We start from the raw sequence: 16,207 nt of genomic DNA, 5'->3' as shown, positions 1-16,207 counted from the left end.
TCTAATCCATTTCGGAATAAATATCTTCTGCTTTTAAGTTAATGACATTGTGCTTTTGCAGGGTTTTGCTATGGGCGTTTTTAAGGGATGACTTCTCAAATACGCTATGGGTCTCTGACCGGTGCATGTTTCAAAACAGCAGATCAGCCATAAATTCTGTCATTTGAAATGATGCTGCAGGAAGAGGTGGAATTACGCAAGATGCTTCCGGAAGTGTTCTATGACAGCAACGGATTCTGCACTGACAGGTTTCGGAACAGCGGACGGTTTTGCAAGAAAATAGCCCTGCAGAAGATCAACATCCAGTTCCAGTACCTTCAAAAGTTCAGCTGGAGTTTCCAGACCCTCGGCAATGATTTTCATGCCTCTTTGATGTGCATAGGAAACAATATTTTCTACGATCTGCTGCTTGTCCGGATCGGAGTCGATATCGCGGATGATGGAAAGATCCAGCTTGATATACGCCGGTGCAAGCTCCAGAAGCGTTTTTTCATTGCTGTAGCCGCTGCCGTAGTCATCCAGGGCAAATACACCGGAAAATCCCGGCATCTCACGTTTTTTCAACAGAGCTGTAAGATCCTGTGAATCCTCCTCTGTGATCTCGATGACAATCCGATCCTGAAGAAAGCTGTATTGTTCGACGTAAGCCACTGACTCATCGTGATTCATGTATTGGCTTGCAATCGAATTGACAAAGAGAAGCTCATCACCGCGTATCTGATGGGTGGAGAGGAATGTGGCATAGGATTTTGCAGAGAGAAACATAGTCAGACGTTCTATTTCATGCAGGCACTCTTCCTCGTGAGCCAGCTGCAGGATCTGATCCGGACGAGTAAGTGCCGGGAGATTTCCGCGCATCAGCGCCTCGTAGGCGTAGATACTGCCGTCCGCAGCGGAAACAATTGGCTGGAAGTAATACGTAAACAGCTCTTCATTCAACATTTTATGGAACAGGCGGCGCATCTCGGTTTCCTTTGCGTTTTTTGTAAAAAGCTCCAGATCGAATTCGGTAATGTACCCTTTTTCTGCTTTCTTTACCTGGTACATTGCGAAATCCGCATATTTTTTCAGCGTAGACAGATCTGTACTGTTTTCCGGATACCAGGAAACTCCGCCGGAAAGGCGAAGGGGCAGTTTACGACCGCTTGGCAGCTCCAGGGCTGTATTTGAAACCGCAAGGGAAAGATTCTGCAGAAGTGCTCGAATTTCTTCCTGCGATTGGTAGCCGTAGAACAGAAGATTAAATTCATCGCCGGAAATACGGGCACAGAGCGTTTTAGCCGGCACAGAGGAGATAAAACACTGTCCTGCCTGCCGGATATAGGCATCGCCCCAGTCGTGGCCGAAGGTGTCGTTGGTGCGTTTTAGATTGTCAAGGTCGATCATCAGAAGGGCAGCGTGACCGAGAACTTCCGAATGCTCAAAAAGAGCTTCACTTTCCCGCTGAAACGCGCGTCGATTGTAGAGACCGGTCAATGCATCGTAATCACGCTCGTGCTCTATGCGCTGCCGTTCCAGCATAACGGAGGTAAAATCTTCGACAAGTCCGATCTGCGCATAGCCCTCGCGGGAGGTCTCCATACGGATGTAGCGGATTGTTCCGTCAGAAAATGAAATTTCATACACCTTAGAATGCCCGACCCATACGGTATGAGAATGTGTCTGGTCAAATTCACGCAGCATCTGCTGGAAATACCGGGTGGAAAGCCCGGAGACATCTTCAGATGGAAGGTTGAGCATGGGAAAAAAGTTCTTTGTGACATAGACCGTGTTGAGATCAAAACGCATCTCATAGCCACCCAGTTCAATACTTGCCATTTCCATGATACGCAGGAATTTTGTGGAGGTTGTCAGAATAATGTGGATACTGCCGTCATCGGAAAAGTCACCTTCTTCCAGGTAATTGGGAAGATAGGCAGCCTTTTCTTTCTCTGTAAGATATAGGGGAAAGATCAACGACCTGTCCCATCTGCTCAAGCGTATAGGCGGTATCGGCGTAGGCGGAAAAAATATTTGGCATGGCAAGGGCACCAACCCTTCCTTTGGCGGCATCGAGAACGTTTTTTTCCAGGTCATTGATGCTGCCCTGACTGGAGGCTTCGACCGTAATATGCTCTTTTTTTCCGATCGTTGTATTGAATTCCTCAACAAGACGTTCAAAGGAAGCTAACTGATCTCCGTTGTAATACGTCCATACGGTCAGCGTAACGGGTTTGTCGGAGGCGCGGCATCCGCCAAGAAGCGATACAGCGAGAACAGAACTCAAAAGAAAGGTTGTGACTTGATTTGAAAGAATTATAACATAAAGGAACAGGAGCCGCAATCGAAATTAAGCCGTGGAACAGAAAAGTTGTTACAGTTCACTGGTTCCCAGCGAACTGTAACATTCGCAGCCCTCATTTAAAGTTTTGCTTCGCAAAAGGAGGGCTGCTCACGCCTGAATCACTTTCTTACGCAGCGAAACAGCAAGTGTTTCACTGTTGAGTGAACAGTAACGAAAAGTTACCTGTTGTTTGCCGGGTACCGGTGAAGTGTAATGCAGCAGGAAAGAATCCGGTAAAGGAAAAAAGCTCCGCCGGAAAAAAAGGTGGTATTTCCGGTGGAGCTCTGTGAAAAAAGTGATCAGAATTTTACTGATGATAATAGGAGAGGAAGTCGGTGATCTTTTCAACCGCATCCTTTAAAACTTCAATTCGCGGCAGGTAAACAACGCGGAAGTGATCCGGCTGACCCCAGTTGAAGCCGCCGCCGTGGACAATCAGAAGCTTCTTGTCGCGCAGCAGATCGAGAGCAAATTTTTCATCGTTTGTAATATTGAATTTTTTAGTGTCAATTTTCGGGAACATATAGAACGCAGCTTTTGGTTTGACTGCGGTAATGCCCGGAATATCGCAGAATGCTTTGTAAACGTATTCACGCTGCTCGTAAATCCGTCCGCCCGGAATGATGTAGTCGTTGACACTCTGGTGGCCGCCAAGAGCGGTCTGGACAACGGACTGTGCCGGAACATTGGAGCAGAGACGCATGTTGGAGAGCATTTTGAGCCCTTCAATATAGTCCTTTGCGATAGCTTTATTTCCACTTAAGATCATCCAGCCGATACGGAAGCCTGCGATCATGTGTGATTTGGAAAGACCACTGAAGGTGACACAGAACAGATCCGGTGCGAGGGATGCAATGGAAACATGCTCAAGACCGTCCATGACGAGCCGGTCATAAATTTCATCGGAAAAGATGATCAGCTGATGTTCTCTGGCAAGCTCGACAATCTGCTGCAGTACCTCTTTCGGATAGAGTGCACCGGTCGGGTTATTCGGATTGATGATAACAATCGCTTTTGTGCGGTCGGTGATTTTTTTTCGCATATCATCGATGTCCGGATACCATTCGGACTGTTCATCGCAGATGTAGTGGACGGCTTTTCCACCGGCCAGCGTTGCACAGGCAGTCCAGAGAGGGTAATCCGGGGATGGGATGAGGATTTCATCCCCGTCATCCAGAAGAGCGGACATACAGAGGTTGATCAGCTCACTGACGCCGTTTCCTGTATAAATATCATCAATAGAAACATTTGGCAGTTTCTTTAACTGTGCGTATTGCATGATTGCTTTTCTTGCGGAGAAAAGTCCCTGGGAAGGAGAGTAGCCCTCACAGTCGGTAAGCTGATGACTCATATCATAGATGACCTCATCCGGGGTACGGAAACCAAAAGGAGCCGGATTTCCAATGTTCAGCTTCAGAACCTGCGTGCCGCACGCTTCCATGCGGTTGGCTTCTTCTACAACAGGTCCGCGGACATCATATAAGACATTGTCTAGTTTCGATGATTTTTTAAATTCTCGCATAGGGGAACCTCCTGTTTTTGTCTGGAAAAGGGAAGCGGCAGATGGATCAGAACAAGATTCTGTCGAATCAGAAACCGTATCTGCCGTATAGTTTACTGTGGAATCTTTTGCAAGCAGCCAGTCGGGATCGACCTGGAGCACATCGGCCAGAAAGTGAAGAATGTCGGAGCGCGGAACCGTTTTTCCGCTGACATACTGGCTGACATGGCTTTTCCCAAGCTTCACACCGCGCCGCTGGGCCGCTCGGATCAAATCGACCTGCTTGAACTGTTTCGCCTGCATGGCCAGTTTCAGACGGTCGGAAAAGGTTTCATTTGTCATAGAAAATCTCCTTAAGATAGAATACAAAATAAAAAAAAGTTCAAAACTGTACTTATTGTAGCATGGACAAGAAAAAAGTTCAATAGAAAAACTGAAATTTGTAAAAATGTTAAAAAGTTCAAAATTAAAGCGAAACAAGTTCAATTATAATATTGTCTATTCTGTACAGGTAAAGCGTTAAACCTTGCGCATTTTGCAAATTGACAAACGATGAGATTTCGGTAGAATAAAAAATAGGATGCTATGCGTTTCTGTTGGGATCCGCCAACAGAAACGAGAGTACATTGGGAGAAAAAGGGAGGAAAATGTATGGGGGAAGGTCATAAAAAATTGAATATTTCCGACTGTATGGGACTTGCGATCGGACAGATCATCGGTTCAGGCATCATGGTACTGACAGGAATCGTCATCGGTCTGACAGGACATGGCATTGCCGCAGCGTTTATTTTAGGCGCCGTGCTTGCCATTATCACCTGTGCACCGTTTATTATCCTGACGTCCGCAATCCCGTCATCAGGCGCCGGATTTACCTATATCCGACGTTTGCTGGGCGAAAAAGCCGGATTTATGTACATTGCGATGTTTGTCTTAAGCCAGGTTCTGATCGCAACGTACGCGAAAGGCTTTGCAAGCTATTTCTGCTCGATTTTTCCGCAGTTTGGCGAGTCGGCTGTCGCAATGGCAGCACTTGTTATCTGCACCGCCATCAATCTTATCGGACTGAAATCGAGCGCACTGGTGCAAAAGGGCATGGTTGTGCTGCTGCTTTTGAGCCTGTTCTTATTTATTGTATTCGGACTGCCCAAAGTAAGCTGGGATGCTCTGAAACCGACGGTATCCAACCTGATGCCGAACGGTCCGAAGAACTTTTTCACAGGTGTAGCACTTTTGAGTTTTGCGTGCGGAGGCGCAAAATTCGTTGCGGAGAACGGTGATGATATCGTGGAGCCGTCCCGCACGATTCCAAAGGTTATCGTGCTTTCCACGAGTATCGTTGCTGTATTCTACGTGCTGATCGGTATCGTGGCAGGCGGCGTGCTTCCGGTCGAAACGGTCGCATTTCAGAACCTGACGCTTGTCGCGCAGGAGATTTTTCCAACCTGGCTGTACCTGTTCTTCGTGTTCGGCGGTGCTGTATTTGCACTGCTCACCACCCTGAATGGAACCTTGAGCTGGGTGACGCGAGGACTGCAGGCGGCCGCAAAACAGGGCTGGCTGCCGGAAAAAACTGCGGAGGAGAATAAAAACGGTGTTCCGGTGATCCTTCTGATGGTCTTTTTCCTGATGGGCGCTATTCCGATCCTTACGGGAATGGATCTGACATTGATTTCAAACATGGGTGTCGGAACCGATATGGTGACGGAGTTTATGGTGCTGCTGGCCTGCTGGCGTCTGCCGGATATCTTCCCGGAAGAGTATCAGAAGTCTGCGTTTTGCATGAAAAAGCGGACACTTCACATTCTGCTGTTTTTCATCGGCATTCTGATGATCGGAACCTCGTATGTCAATCTGTCGGATCTTACCGTTCCAGCGGCGATCGCATGCGGCATCTATATTCTGGTGATGTTTGTTTACACGCAGGTCCGATATCCGTATGTGAAGGCAAAACAGGAAAAGAAAGAAAACAGATAAAGAAGAGAAATGGAGAAGAAACATGAGGGCAACAACAAAAGAGCAGGGCTTTTACAGCCAGATTTTTAAGCTGGTTCTGCCGATTGTGATTCAGAATCTTTTAAGCGCGGCAGTCAACTCTGCCGATGTCGTGATGCTGAACTACGTGGGACAGTCCGCTATTTCCGCGGTATCCCTGGCATCCAACTATGCAAATGTATTATTTATGGTTTATTACGGACTGGGAACAGGAGCAACACTTCTGTGTGCCCAGTACTTTGGAAAGGGCAATATGCGCGCAATTCAGACTGTCGAGGGAATCGCACTTCGATTCTCTGTCATCATCTCCGTTGTTGTGGCAGGAATTGCTTTTACCATGCCACAGATGATGATGCGTCTGTTTACAGATAATGCGGAGCTGATCCGGATCGGTGCTTCGTATCTGCGCGTCATGGGTGTGACCTACCTGTGCTGGGGTATTACGGAGATCTATCTTGCGGTGCTTCGAAGCCTCGGCCGTGTGACGATCAGCATGGCGATGAATATGATGGCATTCGCACTGAACGTATTTTTCAACGCATGCTTCATTTTTGGCCTCTTCGGATTTCCGAAGCTTGGAGCAACCGGTGTTGCAATCGCAACGGCGATGTCGCGTGTCATTGAACTGATCGGCTGCGTGATTGTGTCGATTATGAGTAAGGATATCAAGCTCGATCTGCGGTACATGTTCATCCGCAACAAGCTGCTGTTTTCCGATTTTGTGAAGCTGTCACTTCCGGCGCTTGGAAATGATCTTTCCTGGGGCGTTGCATTTTCGATGTATTCTGTGATCCTGGGGCATCTGGGAAGCGATGCGGTAGCGGCAAACTCGCTCGTTGTCGTTGTAAGAAATATCGGAACTGTGCTGTGCTTTGGTGTGGCAAGTGCGGGCGGTATTCTGCTTGGAAATGTTATGGGAGAAGGAAATCTGGAAAAGGCGAAGGAATATGCGTCTAAACTGCTGAAGCTGACGGTTGTTACCGGAGCTGTGGGCGGACTGGTTGTACTGGGTATCACGCCGTTTGTACAAAAGTTTGCTTCTTTAAATGAGACCGCGATGCATTATCTGAAATATATGCTGCTGATCAACACCTATTATATTATGGGGACGGCCGTCAATACAACGCTGATTGCCGGAGTATTCCGTGCCGGAGGTGACACAAAGTTCGGATTGATCTGTGATACCATTGATATGTGGTGTTACGCAGTGCCGCTTGGATTTATTGCAGCGTTTGTCTTCAAGCTTCCGGTTCTCTGGGTTTATTTCCTGCTGTGCACAGATGAGTTTGTAAAATGGCCGTGGGTTCTGAAACGGTATAAGAGCGGACTGTGGGCAAAAAACATTACGCGGGATCATCTGTTTGAGGATGAAGAAAAAGAATAGATGATATAGAAAAAGACATCTGCAGAGGTGAAAAATCACTTCGTCAGATGTCTTTTTCAAACACGCTCTAACTGTGCTGCAAGAGTCAAAGAAACAACAGCGGAAAGTCAGAATGGTTATAGCATAGCGGATCGGAAACGGGTATGATCAGACCGTAAAAGGATAGTGCAAAAGTTTTAAAGAACGGTATATCCTTTGCTCTTTAAGCTTGCTTCTGTCTCGTACACATCAGGTACATGGAACACCATGATCGGGCAGCCGGACTCGCGGTTGAAAGAGAGATAGATATAGTCGATGTCGATATTTGTCTCAAGCAGTGTTTTCAGAAGGGAATTTAAGTTACCCGGCTGATCAACTACCTCGACACCGAGTACATCCGTCTGGCGTGTCATGTAACCGGCAGCCTGAAGCGCCTGCTCTGCTTTATCCGGATCGGAAACGACCATGCGGACAATGCCGTACTCTGCGCTGTCGTTGTTGACAGAACCTAAAATATTGACGTCGTTTTCAAACAGAATCTGTGTGATCTGCTGCATCGTGCCTTTTTTATTTTCTGCGAAAATAGAAAGTTGTTTTAACATAATGGGGCCTCCTAAAATTGATCTCTGATTCCATTATACTGCCAAAATCAAACGCGTCAACGAATTTTGTAAAAGAAGACGAAAAAAAGGTAAAAAAGCGTATCGTTTACAGAAAATCAATAGAATAAAAACATCAATATAAAAAAATAAAAAAAGAAATCAATGAGCGAAAAAAAGACAGAAAAGTCGGATAATAAGAGAAAATGCACAAAATACAAATAAAATATGAGAAAACGGGTGAAAAAACTTTTGCATAATGACGAAAAATGCGTTACAATAAAAGCGCTATATGTGAATTTATTATTGGGAGGTATTAGAATTATGGCAACATTTTATGCATCAAAAACAGGAGAAGTATCTGCTAGAGAAAAAGAACATTCCGCGCTGGTACGTGAACTGGCCGGTGAGTGTATGACACTTCTTGAAAACGACGGAACCCTGCCGCTTGCCGGTGCAGGAAAAGTCGCAGTTTATGGTAACGGCGTCCGCCACACGGTAAAAGGGGGTACCGGTTCCGGAGACGTTAACACAAGAACGGTTGTTACGATCGAACAGGGCTTAAAAGAGGCCGGCTTTGAAATTCTGACTGGTAAATGGCTCGATGAATATGACAAAGTGCTTGCAGATGCGCAGGCTGCATATCAGGCAGAGCTGGCAAAAAAAGCAGAGGAGCTTCACGTTCCGATTTTTGCTGTTATGTTCTCGGAAGTATTTGCACAGCCTGACGTGCCGGTAATTACCGAAAAAGAGGACACCGATACCGCTATCTATGTTCTGTCAAGAAACTCCGGTGAAGGTGCAGACCGCTATAACAGAGCATGCGATTATCTGCTCGGCGAAAACGAGCTCGCTGACATTGCCTATCTGGCAGAGCATTATGAGAAAACAGTTTTAATTTTGAATATTGCGAACCTTGTAGACACCACAGAGTTAAAGAAAATCAAAGGACTGAATGCAATTCTTCTTGCAGGACAGGCCGGAAATGCAACCGGAAACATCGTTGCAGACGTTGTTCTCGGAAAGAGCATCCCATCCGGAAAGCTGACTGATACATGGGCTGCTTCCTATGAAGACTATCCGTCCTCAAAAAATTTCAGCCACAACAACGGCGACACCAACGATGAGTATTACAGCGACGGCATTTATGTCGGCTACCGTTATTTTGACACCTTCAACGTAACCCCGAACTACTGCTTCGGCTACGGCAAAGGCTATACCGATTTTGAGATGGAAGTAAAGGGCGTGGAGGCAGACGCCAAGAACGTTACCGTTACCGCATCCGTAAAGAACATTGGTGATACATTCGCCGGAAAAGAAGTCGTACAGGTTTACTATTCCGCACCGGAGGGAACGATTGAGAAACCGTATCAGGAGCTTGGCGGCTTCGGAAAATCCGATCTGCTCTCGCCGGGTGAGTCCCAGACGATTACCATTTCCTTCCCGACGAGATCTATGGCTTCCTACGATGAGAAAAAAGCAGCATGGGTACTCGAGGCAGGAACGTATTACATCCGTGTCGGCAACAGCTCCAGAACAACGAAAGTGGCAGCAGCCCTAAATCTCAAAGAGACCGTTGTTACGGTTCAGGGAAAGAACCTCTTCCCGGCAGATGACGCTCCACAGGAACTCTCCAAAGCAGGCGTAACACCGTACAGCTATGAAGGTGAGGCAGAAGAAAAAGCAGCTGCAAAACAGATCGATATCTGCAGCAAATGCATCAAGACGGAGACTGTTGTCTACAGTGAGACGCCGGAAGCATTCCCGGCTTATGAGGGAGAGAAGCTGACAGCGGCAGATGTAAAGAGCGGAAAAGCGACGTTAAAAGATCTCGTATCGCAGCTGACCGTAGAGGAGATGGCTGCCGTCTGCAATGGTACTGCAGACGGACTTGGCCAGGAAGGATTTATCGGATCTTCTTCCGATATGGCGCCTGGAGCAGCGGGAGATACAACTTCCATTCTTCTTGAGGACAGAGGTATTTACAATACGATTCTTGCAGACGGTCCGGCCGGTCTTCGTCTGATTCCGCACTTTGTCGTTGATGCAGACGGAAAGATGGTATCCTCCGGAAATCCTCTGGAAGATGCGTTTAACAAAAATGAAATCGAAGTTCCGGAAGGCGGCACGGAGTATTTCCAGTACTGCACCGCAATCCCGGTAGCAGCGCTTCTTGCGCAATCGTGGAACATGGATCTGATCCGGAAATGCGGTGATATCGTCGGAAAAGAGATGGAAGAATTCCACATTTCCGTATGGCTGGCGCCTGGCATGAATATTCACAGAAATCCGCTTTGCGGAAGAAATTTCGAGTACTACTCGGAAGATCCGCTGGTGGCAGGTATGTGTGCCGCAGCCGATACCAGAGGAATCCAGTCCCATGCCGGAATCGGAACCAGTATCAAGCACTTTGCAGCCAACAACCAGGAAGATAACCGTATGTACGTCAATGAGCACATCAGCGAGCGCGCAATGCGTGAAATCTATCTGAAGGGCTTTGAAATCGCAGTCAAGACAGCACAGCCGATGACGATCATGTCTTCCTACAACCTGGTAAACGGTGTGCATACTGCCAACAGCCACGACCTCCTGACCGCAGCAGCAAGAGATGAGTGGGGCTTCGCAGGCTATGTCATGACCGACTGGGGAACCTCAGAGGACATGAGCGGATTGTTCGCTTACAAATATAACCTGAAATATGGACATTCCACTTCAAGAGAGTGTGTTCTTGCAGGAAACGATCTGCAGATGCCTGGCCAGCAAGGAAACCGTCAGGAAATTGTAGCATCTGTTGCAGACGGAACTCTGCCGCTTGGACAGCTTCAGACCTGTGCATACCGCATTCTGAATGTTGTTCTGCAGTCCCTCGCCTATGATGACTGCAAACCATACGGTGATCAGTTCGATCTCGAAGAGGCAGTTACCGTTACAAAAGCATAAAAAATCAAAAAACATAGAAGCAGCCCCGCAGACCTTTACCATAAGGCTTTGCGGGGCTGCTTTTTGTACGGTCAAAGGAGCAAGGCTGTGACTGCAAGAGATAAGCGATTTCCGCAATCTGCAAGCCCAGCTTGGTGGCATAAAATGTAAAAAGCTCACGAAAGAACTGTAAAACTGGAGAAAAATACAGAATAAAATCGGTAAAAAAATAAAAAATAGTGAAAAATGCACAAAAAGATTGTCCATAGAGCAAATAGTGTGTTATAATGAATGCATCTATTAAAACAGGGGGATAGATTATGGCAAAAGAAATGATAGCAATGCTTCTTGCCGGAGGTCAGGGATCTCGCCTTTATGCGCTGACCGAGAAGCTTGCAAAACCGGCAGTTCCATTTGGCGGAAAATATAGAATCATCGATTTCCCACTTTCTAACTGCGTAAATTCCGGAATTGATACCGTAGGTATTCTGACACAGTATCAGCCAATGGTGTTAAATGAGTACATAGGAAACGGCCAGCCGTGGGATCTGGACCGCCTCCATGGAGGTGTTCACGTGCTGCCTCCTTATCAGAAAGCCTCAGGTTCTGACTGGTATAAAGGAACTGCAAATGCCATCTACCAGAATATTCCATTCATCGAGAGCTACGATCCGGAGTACGTCATCATCCTTTCCGGAGACCAGATCTGCAAACAGGACTACAGCGATTTCCTCCGCTTCCATAAGGAAAAGGGGGCAGAGTTCAGCGTTGCGGTTATGGAAGTACCGTGGGAGGAAGCATCCCGTTTCGGACTTATGGTAGCAGATGAAAATGACAAAATCACCGAGTTTCAGGAAAAACCAAAACAGCCGAAATCCAATCTGGCATCCATGGGTATCTACATTTTTAACTGGGATATCCTGAAAAAATATCTGATTGAGGACGAGGCAGACCCGAATTCTTCGAATGATTTCGGAAACAACATCATCCCGAATCTTTTAAAAGACGGACGCAATATGTACGCTTATCACTTCAGCGGATACTGGAAAGATGTAGGAACCATCTCCTCCTTGTGGGAGGCAAACATGGAAATCCTCGATCCGGAACACAGCGGAATCAACCTGTTTGACAATAACTGGAAGATTTACAGCCGAAACAGCGGAAAAACAGGCCATAAGATCACCGAAACCGCTGTTGTGGAAAACTGTATGATCACCGATGGCTGCCGTATTGCAGGTCATGTCAAACATTCGATTCTGTTCTCCGGCGTAAAAATCGCAGAGGGCGCAGAAGTAGAAGATGCCGTTATCATGGGAGGAACCGTGATCGAATCCGGAGCAGTCGTGAAACACTGTATTGTTGCGGAAAACGTTGTGATTGGCCAGAATGCCGTGGTAGGAGAAATGCCGCATGACGGTGAAAAAGGTGTTGCCACCATCGGATCCGGAATCCATATCGGTGAGCGTGCCAAAGTAGGACCAAATGCAATGGTAAATGCAAATGTAAAGGATGGTGAAGAAGAATGGTAAACGCAAATGCAGATGCACTGGGCATCATTTTCCCAAACAGTTATGATGAGCAGGTACCGGATCTGGTAAACGAGCGTCTGATGGCCTCCATTCCTTTTGCCAGCCGTTACCGCATGGTGGACTTTATTTTATCCAGCATGGTAAACTGCGGAATCGGAAATGTATCCATTATCGTCCGCAAAAATTACCATTCGCTGATGGATCATCTCGGCTCCGGACGTGAGTGGGATCTCGCCAGAAAAAAAGGCGGCTTAAACATTGTTCCGCCTTATTCCGAGAAGAAAATTCAGGTGTATTCCGGAAGAGTGGAAGCACTGGCAAATGTTCTCGATTTTCTGAAATGGCAGAAAGAAAAATATGTTGTTATGGCGGACACCAACATTGCCTGCAATTTTGATTTCAAAGAGATGCTGAATCAGCATATCGAAAGCGGCGCAGATGTTACTGCAGCTTATACCAAGCAGCCGATTCCGGAAGGCGTCAGAAGCTCTTACGAGAAAACCAATTATCTGCACTACACCTTCTCCATGGCAGGACAGAAGATCAGCAAGATCTTTGTAAACTCGGAGGAAAACGGAGTACAGAATGTATCGATGAATATCTACGTGATGGAGCGTCAGCTTCTGATCGACGAAATCAAAAAAGGCTTTGTCCTTGGAAATAAATTCTTTGAGCGTGATGTCCTGGCACCGCAAACGGAGAAACTGAACATTCAGGGATATGAGTTTACCGGTTATCAGGCAAGAATTGATGATATGAAGAGCTATTTCGATGAGAACATGAAGCTCTTAAAAGATGAGAATCTCGATAGTCTCTTCTCCGGCAACCCGATCTATACCAAAGTCCGCGACGACAATCCGACCCGTTATATCAACGGATCAAAAGCGAAAAACGTGATGGTAGCAGACGGCTGTGTGATCGAAGGCGAAATCGAAAACAGCATTTTGTTCCGTGGTGTCAAGGTAGCCAAGGGAGCAAAAGTAAAGAACTGCATTCTGATGCAGGATACTGTGATTGAAGCAGGCGCTGAGATTGAGTACGTTGTTTCTGATAAATACGTTACGGTATCTGAAGGAAAACAGCTCAAAGGAACCGATTCCTTCCCGGTATTTATTGCGAAGGATCAGGTGGTATAAAGAAAAGAATAGAATGAAATAGAATGAAATAGAAATACCGACTGCCAATGTAGAATATATCAATATTGATGGACAGTCGGTATTTTTTGGAAAAATTCAGAGAAAAATAGTAGATTGAGTAATGCATCTGTGATATGGTAATAAAACAAAACCGTGACAGCCTAAGGAAGGGAAGATTCTTACCATAAAAATTCCCGGTTGTACAGCTTATGGTTACAGTACAGTCTGTTTTTAGGCTTTCAGCGTTGGCAGCTGATACTGTTTTTTCAGCTCTTTATATTCTGTCTCAAATTCTTCTTCTTTCTTTAATGCATGCAGATACTCATGTGTATCGAAGGATCCGCTGTGGATCTGGCTGACGCAGACGGCGATGTTGGAGCAGTGGTCGGAAATCCGTTCAAAGTCGGTCATAACATCGGAAAGGATAAAACCAAGCTCGATCGTGCATTTTCCACTCTGGAGCCGTTCGATGTGGTGGTTCTTCAGGCTGGAATTCAGGCTGTCAATCACCTGCTCGAGTGGTTCCACTTCATTTGCTTTTTTTACATCCTCATTGTTGAAAACGGAGAAGGTCAGGCTGACAATATCTTTGACTGCTTTTCCATAAACAGCAAGCTCTGCGGCTCCGTCAGAAGAGAACTGCAGGTTCTTGTCATGCATCTCTCTTGCAGCTTTCATGATGTTGACGGTGTGATCGGAAATTCGTTCGAAATCGCCGATGCAGTGCAGAATCATGGAAAGTGTCTGGCTGTCCTTCGGGGAAAGCTTTTCGCTGGAAAGCTTCACCAGATATGTGCCGAGGGCATCTTCAAAATGATCCACCTTTTTCTCAAGAATATCTACATTTTCCGCATCCGCCTCGTTGTAGGAGGCCATCAGGTCAACAGAAGTAACAAGGCCGGTTTCGGTCAGTTCTGCCATTTTTGCGGCTGCAACTTTACACTGCTGCAGAGCAAAAGCCGGGCTGTCGAGGAAACGGGTATCGAGCATCTGAACAGCTTCGTCTGCTTTTTCTTCCGGTCCGTCCGGAATGGTCAGTTTCGCAAGTTTGACCAGTCCGTCTGCAAACGGGAACAGGATCAGTGTTGCGAAAATATTGAAGCCGGAGTGAACGATTGCGATGCCGGCTGCATTTGCCGAGGTTTCCAGGAATGGAAAATGTACAAAGGCATTGATTCCATAGAAGAGAACCAGGAAAAGAACAGTACCGATAATGTTAAAATAAAGGTGAACCATTGCAGTACGGCGTGCATTGCGGCTTGTACCGATGGAGGAGAGCAATGCGGTGATACATGTACCGATATTCTGTCCCATGATGATCGGGATCGCTACGGCGTAGCTGACGGAACCGGTTGCGCAGAGTGCCTGGAGAATACCGACAGAAGCAGAGGAACTCTGGATCACGGCGGTCAGAATGGTTCCGGCAAGAACACCGAGCACCGGAATTGAGAATTTTACGAGAAGTCCCGTGAATTCCGGTACATCTGCGAGCGGTGATACAGCGCTGCTCATGGTGTGCATACCAAACATCAGAATGGAAAAACCGGTTAACAGGGTACCGACATTTTTCTTTTTATCGCTCTTTGCCAGCATCAGCATAAAAACGCCGATGATTGCAAGAATGGGGGAAAAGGACGACGGGTTCAGCATTTTAATGAATACATTGTCGCCCTGAATGCCGGTAAGACTTAAGATCCAGGAAGTGATGGTGGTACCGATATTGGCGCCCATGATGATGCCGACTGCCTGGTTCAGCTTCATGATGCCGGAGTTTACGAATCCGACAACCATAACAGTAGTTGCAGAAGAGGACTGGATAACTGCGGTAACACCGGCACCTAAAAGAACTGCCATAATCCGCTTTGATGTCAGCTTTTCCAGCAGGTATTCCAGTTTACCGCCGGAAAGTTTGGTCAGGCCATCGCCCATGGCACTCATGCCGTATAAGAACATGGCAAGGCCACCGACAAAGGATAACACTCCAAAAATGTCCATAATTTCTCCCTTTACGTAATTTTCTTTTTCTTTTCGTGGTTTTAACAATAGATACACGTTTTGCAGGTCTTACTCGAGAAAAAACCTACATTTAGAAGATAACACATCTAAAAACAGTTTTGTGTTAAATGTATGTAAAGTTTGTAAAACGGTCAAAACAACTCAAAATCCGGTGCGGCACTGTTTTGTGCCGGTACCGGATCGTTTCTCGATTCCTTTGCATCCGAAAGAAGCTGCCACTCGCAGGATCTGCAGATGCGGGTAGTTTGGCTGAATATGATTTTCATAAGAAATCTTTTAACTTTTCCATGTTGTATTCTTCAAATTTTCGCAGCTTATCCATCAGATCCCGGATTTTGGGATCCGCGTCCTCATACTGGCGGTACTTCTGGATTGCCTCGACGATGCCCATGCTGCTTCCGGTAATCAGCATGCTGGCAATGTGTGAGACGGACGGATCCGTCATAGTCTGCAGGTTTATCATAAAATACGTGCGTGCTTTTTCCATTATGCCAAGGCCTTTTTCATCGTAGCCGTGTTCATTCAGCAGCTCCTTTGCCGCCTGATGAAATTCCTCATAGCCCTGAAACTGGGTTTTCAGATGTTCTTTTAAGTCTTTGTCCTCAACGACTCCAATGAGCTGCCGGATCGTGTCGACACCCATCTGGGAGTTCTGGTAAATAAAGTTTAAAAGCTCTGCATCTCCACTCATCGTGCATCTTCCTTTCTTACTTTCTTTGGTGGTTTCATGAAAAAGTATTGCCGGAAATCGGGGCAAATATACCTGATTTTAATTGTAATTTTACAGGGAAAAAAGTATAATAAAAGCATCGGAAAAAGAGTACGAAAA

11 protein-coding genes are annotated in these 16,207 nt (G+C 46.4%); 5 read left to right on the top strand and 6 right to left on the bottom strand.

What is annotated here, in order from left to right:
* Positions 1–192 precede the first annotated feature (192 nt).
* From DW769_RS03755 to DW769_RS03750, 3 genes are all read right to left on the bottom strand, one after another.
* Complete coding sequence (locus DW769_RS03755; RefSeq protein ID WP_118749981.1) at positions 193–1,956, bottom strand: bifunctional diguanylate cyclase/phosphodiesterase; 1,764 nt, start codon at positions 1,954–1,956, stop codon at positions 193–195.
* The gene (locus DW769_RS16300) at positions 1,886–2,266 is read right to left on the bottom strand and encodes a hypothetical protein (protein ID WP_147398847.1); all 381 of its coding nucleotides are present in this window, start codon (positions 2,264–2,266) and stop codon (positions 1,886–1,888) included. The genes DW769_RS03755 and DW769_RS16300 overlap by 71 nt, the downstream gene beginning before the upstream one ends.
* Positions 2,267–2,630: 364 nt before the next feature.
* Positions 2,631–4,166, bottom strand: a complete 1,536-nt coding sequence (locus tag DW769_RS03750; RefSeq protein WP_118749980.1) for an aminotransferase class I/II-fold pyridoxal phosphate-dependent enzyme — start codon at positions 4,164–4,166, stop codon at positions 2,631–2,633.
* A 309-nt stretch (positions 4,167–4,475) separates the two neighbouring features.
* Between DW769_RS03750 and DW769_RS03745 the strand changes: the two genes are divergently transcribed.
* Entirely contained in the window at positions 4,476–5,798 is a 1,323-nt protein-coding gene (locus DW769_RS03745; RefSeq protein WP_158579788.1) for an APC family permease, read from the top strand.
* Between the two features lie 22 nt (positions 5,799–5,820).
* Positions 5,821–7,200, top strand: a complete 1,380-nt coding sequence (locus tag DW769_RS03740; protein ID WP_118749978.1) for an MATE family efflux transporter — start codon at positions 5,821–5,823, stop codon at positions 7,198–7,200.
* A gap of 176 nt (positions 7,201–7,376) precedes the next feature.
* On the opposite strand, the gene DW769_RS03735 is transcribed toward DW769_RS03740, so the two are convergent.
* On the bottom strand, positions 7,377–7,781 hold the full coding sequence (locus DW769_RS03735; RefSeq protein WP_022461391.1) for an ACT domain-containing protein: 405 nt from the start codon (positions 7,779–7,781) through the stop codon (positions 7,377–7,379).
* A 321-nt stretch (positions 7,782–8,102) separates the two neighbouring features.
* Between DW769_RS03735 and DW769_RS03730 the strand changes: the two genes are divergently transcribed.
* The 3 genes from DW769_RS03730 to glgD all read left to right on the top strand — a co-directional run bounded on the left by DW769_RS03730 (position 8,103) and on the right by glgD (position 13,362).
* A complete protein-coding gene (locus DW769_RS03730) occupies positions 8,103–10,718 on the top strand; it encodes a glycoside hydrolase family 3 protein (RefSeq protein WP_118749977.1) in 2,616 nt (871 codons plus the stop codon).
* 299 nt (positions 10,719–11,017) lie between these two features.
* Positions 11,018–12,226: a glucose-1-phosphate adenylyltransferase gene (locus tag DW769_RS03725; protein ID WP_118666484.1), complete on the top strand. Its 1,209-nt coding sequence runs from the start codon at positions 11,018–11,020 to the stop codon at positions 12,224–12,226.
* Positions 12,220–13,362 (top strand): glucose-1-phosphate adenylyltransferase subunit GlgD, encoded by a 1,143-nt coding sequence (glgD, locus tag DW769_RS03720; RefSeq protein ID WP_117801747.1) that lies wholly within the window; start codon positions 12,220–12,222, stop codon positions 13,360–13,362. Before DW769_RS03725 ends, glgD begins: the two co-directional genes overlap by 7 nt.
* A 231-nt stretch (positions 13,363–13,593) precedes the next feature.
* Here glgD and DW769_RS03715 read toward each other — a convergent pair whose 3' ends face one another.
* Both DW769_RS03715 and DW769_RS03710 read right to left on the bottom strand, forming a co-directional pair.
* Positions 13,594–15,357: a Na/Pi cotransporter family protein gene (locus tag DW769_RS03715; protein WP_118600565.1), complete on the bottom strand. Its 1,764-nt coding sequence runs from the start codon at positions 15,355–15,357 to the stop codon at positions 13,594–13,596.
* A gap of 283 nt (positions 15,358–15,640) precedes the next feature.
* On the bottom strand, positions 15,641–16,069 hold the full coding sequence (locus DW769_RS03710) for a hypothetical protein (RefSeq protein WP_022461386.1): 429 nt from the start codon (positions 16,067–16,069) through the stop codon (positions 15,641–15,643).
* Between the last annotated feature and the right edge of the window lie 138 nt (positions 16,070–16,207).

The organism is Blautia sp. AM29-29, from assembly GCF_003480555.1.
GTDB lineage: Bacteria > Bacillota > Clostridia > Lachnospirales > Lachnospiraceae > Fusicatenibacter > Fusicatenibacter saccharivorans.
This window is presented reverse-complemented; position numbering and strand designations above follow the sequence as displayed.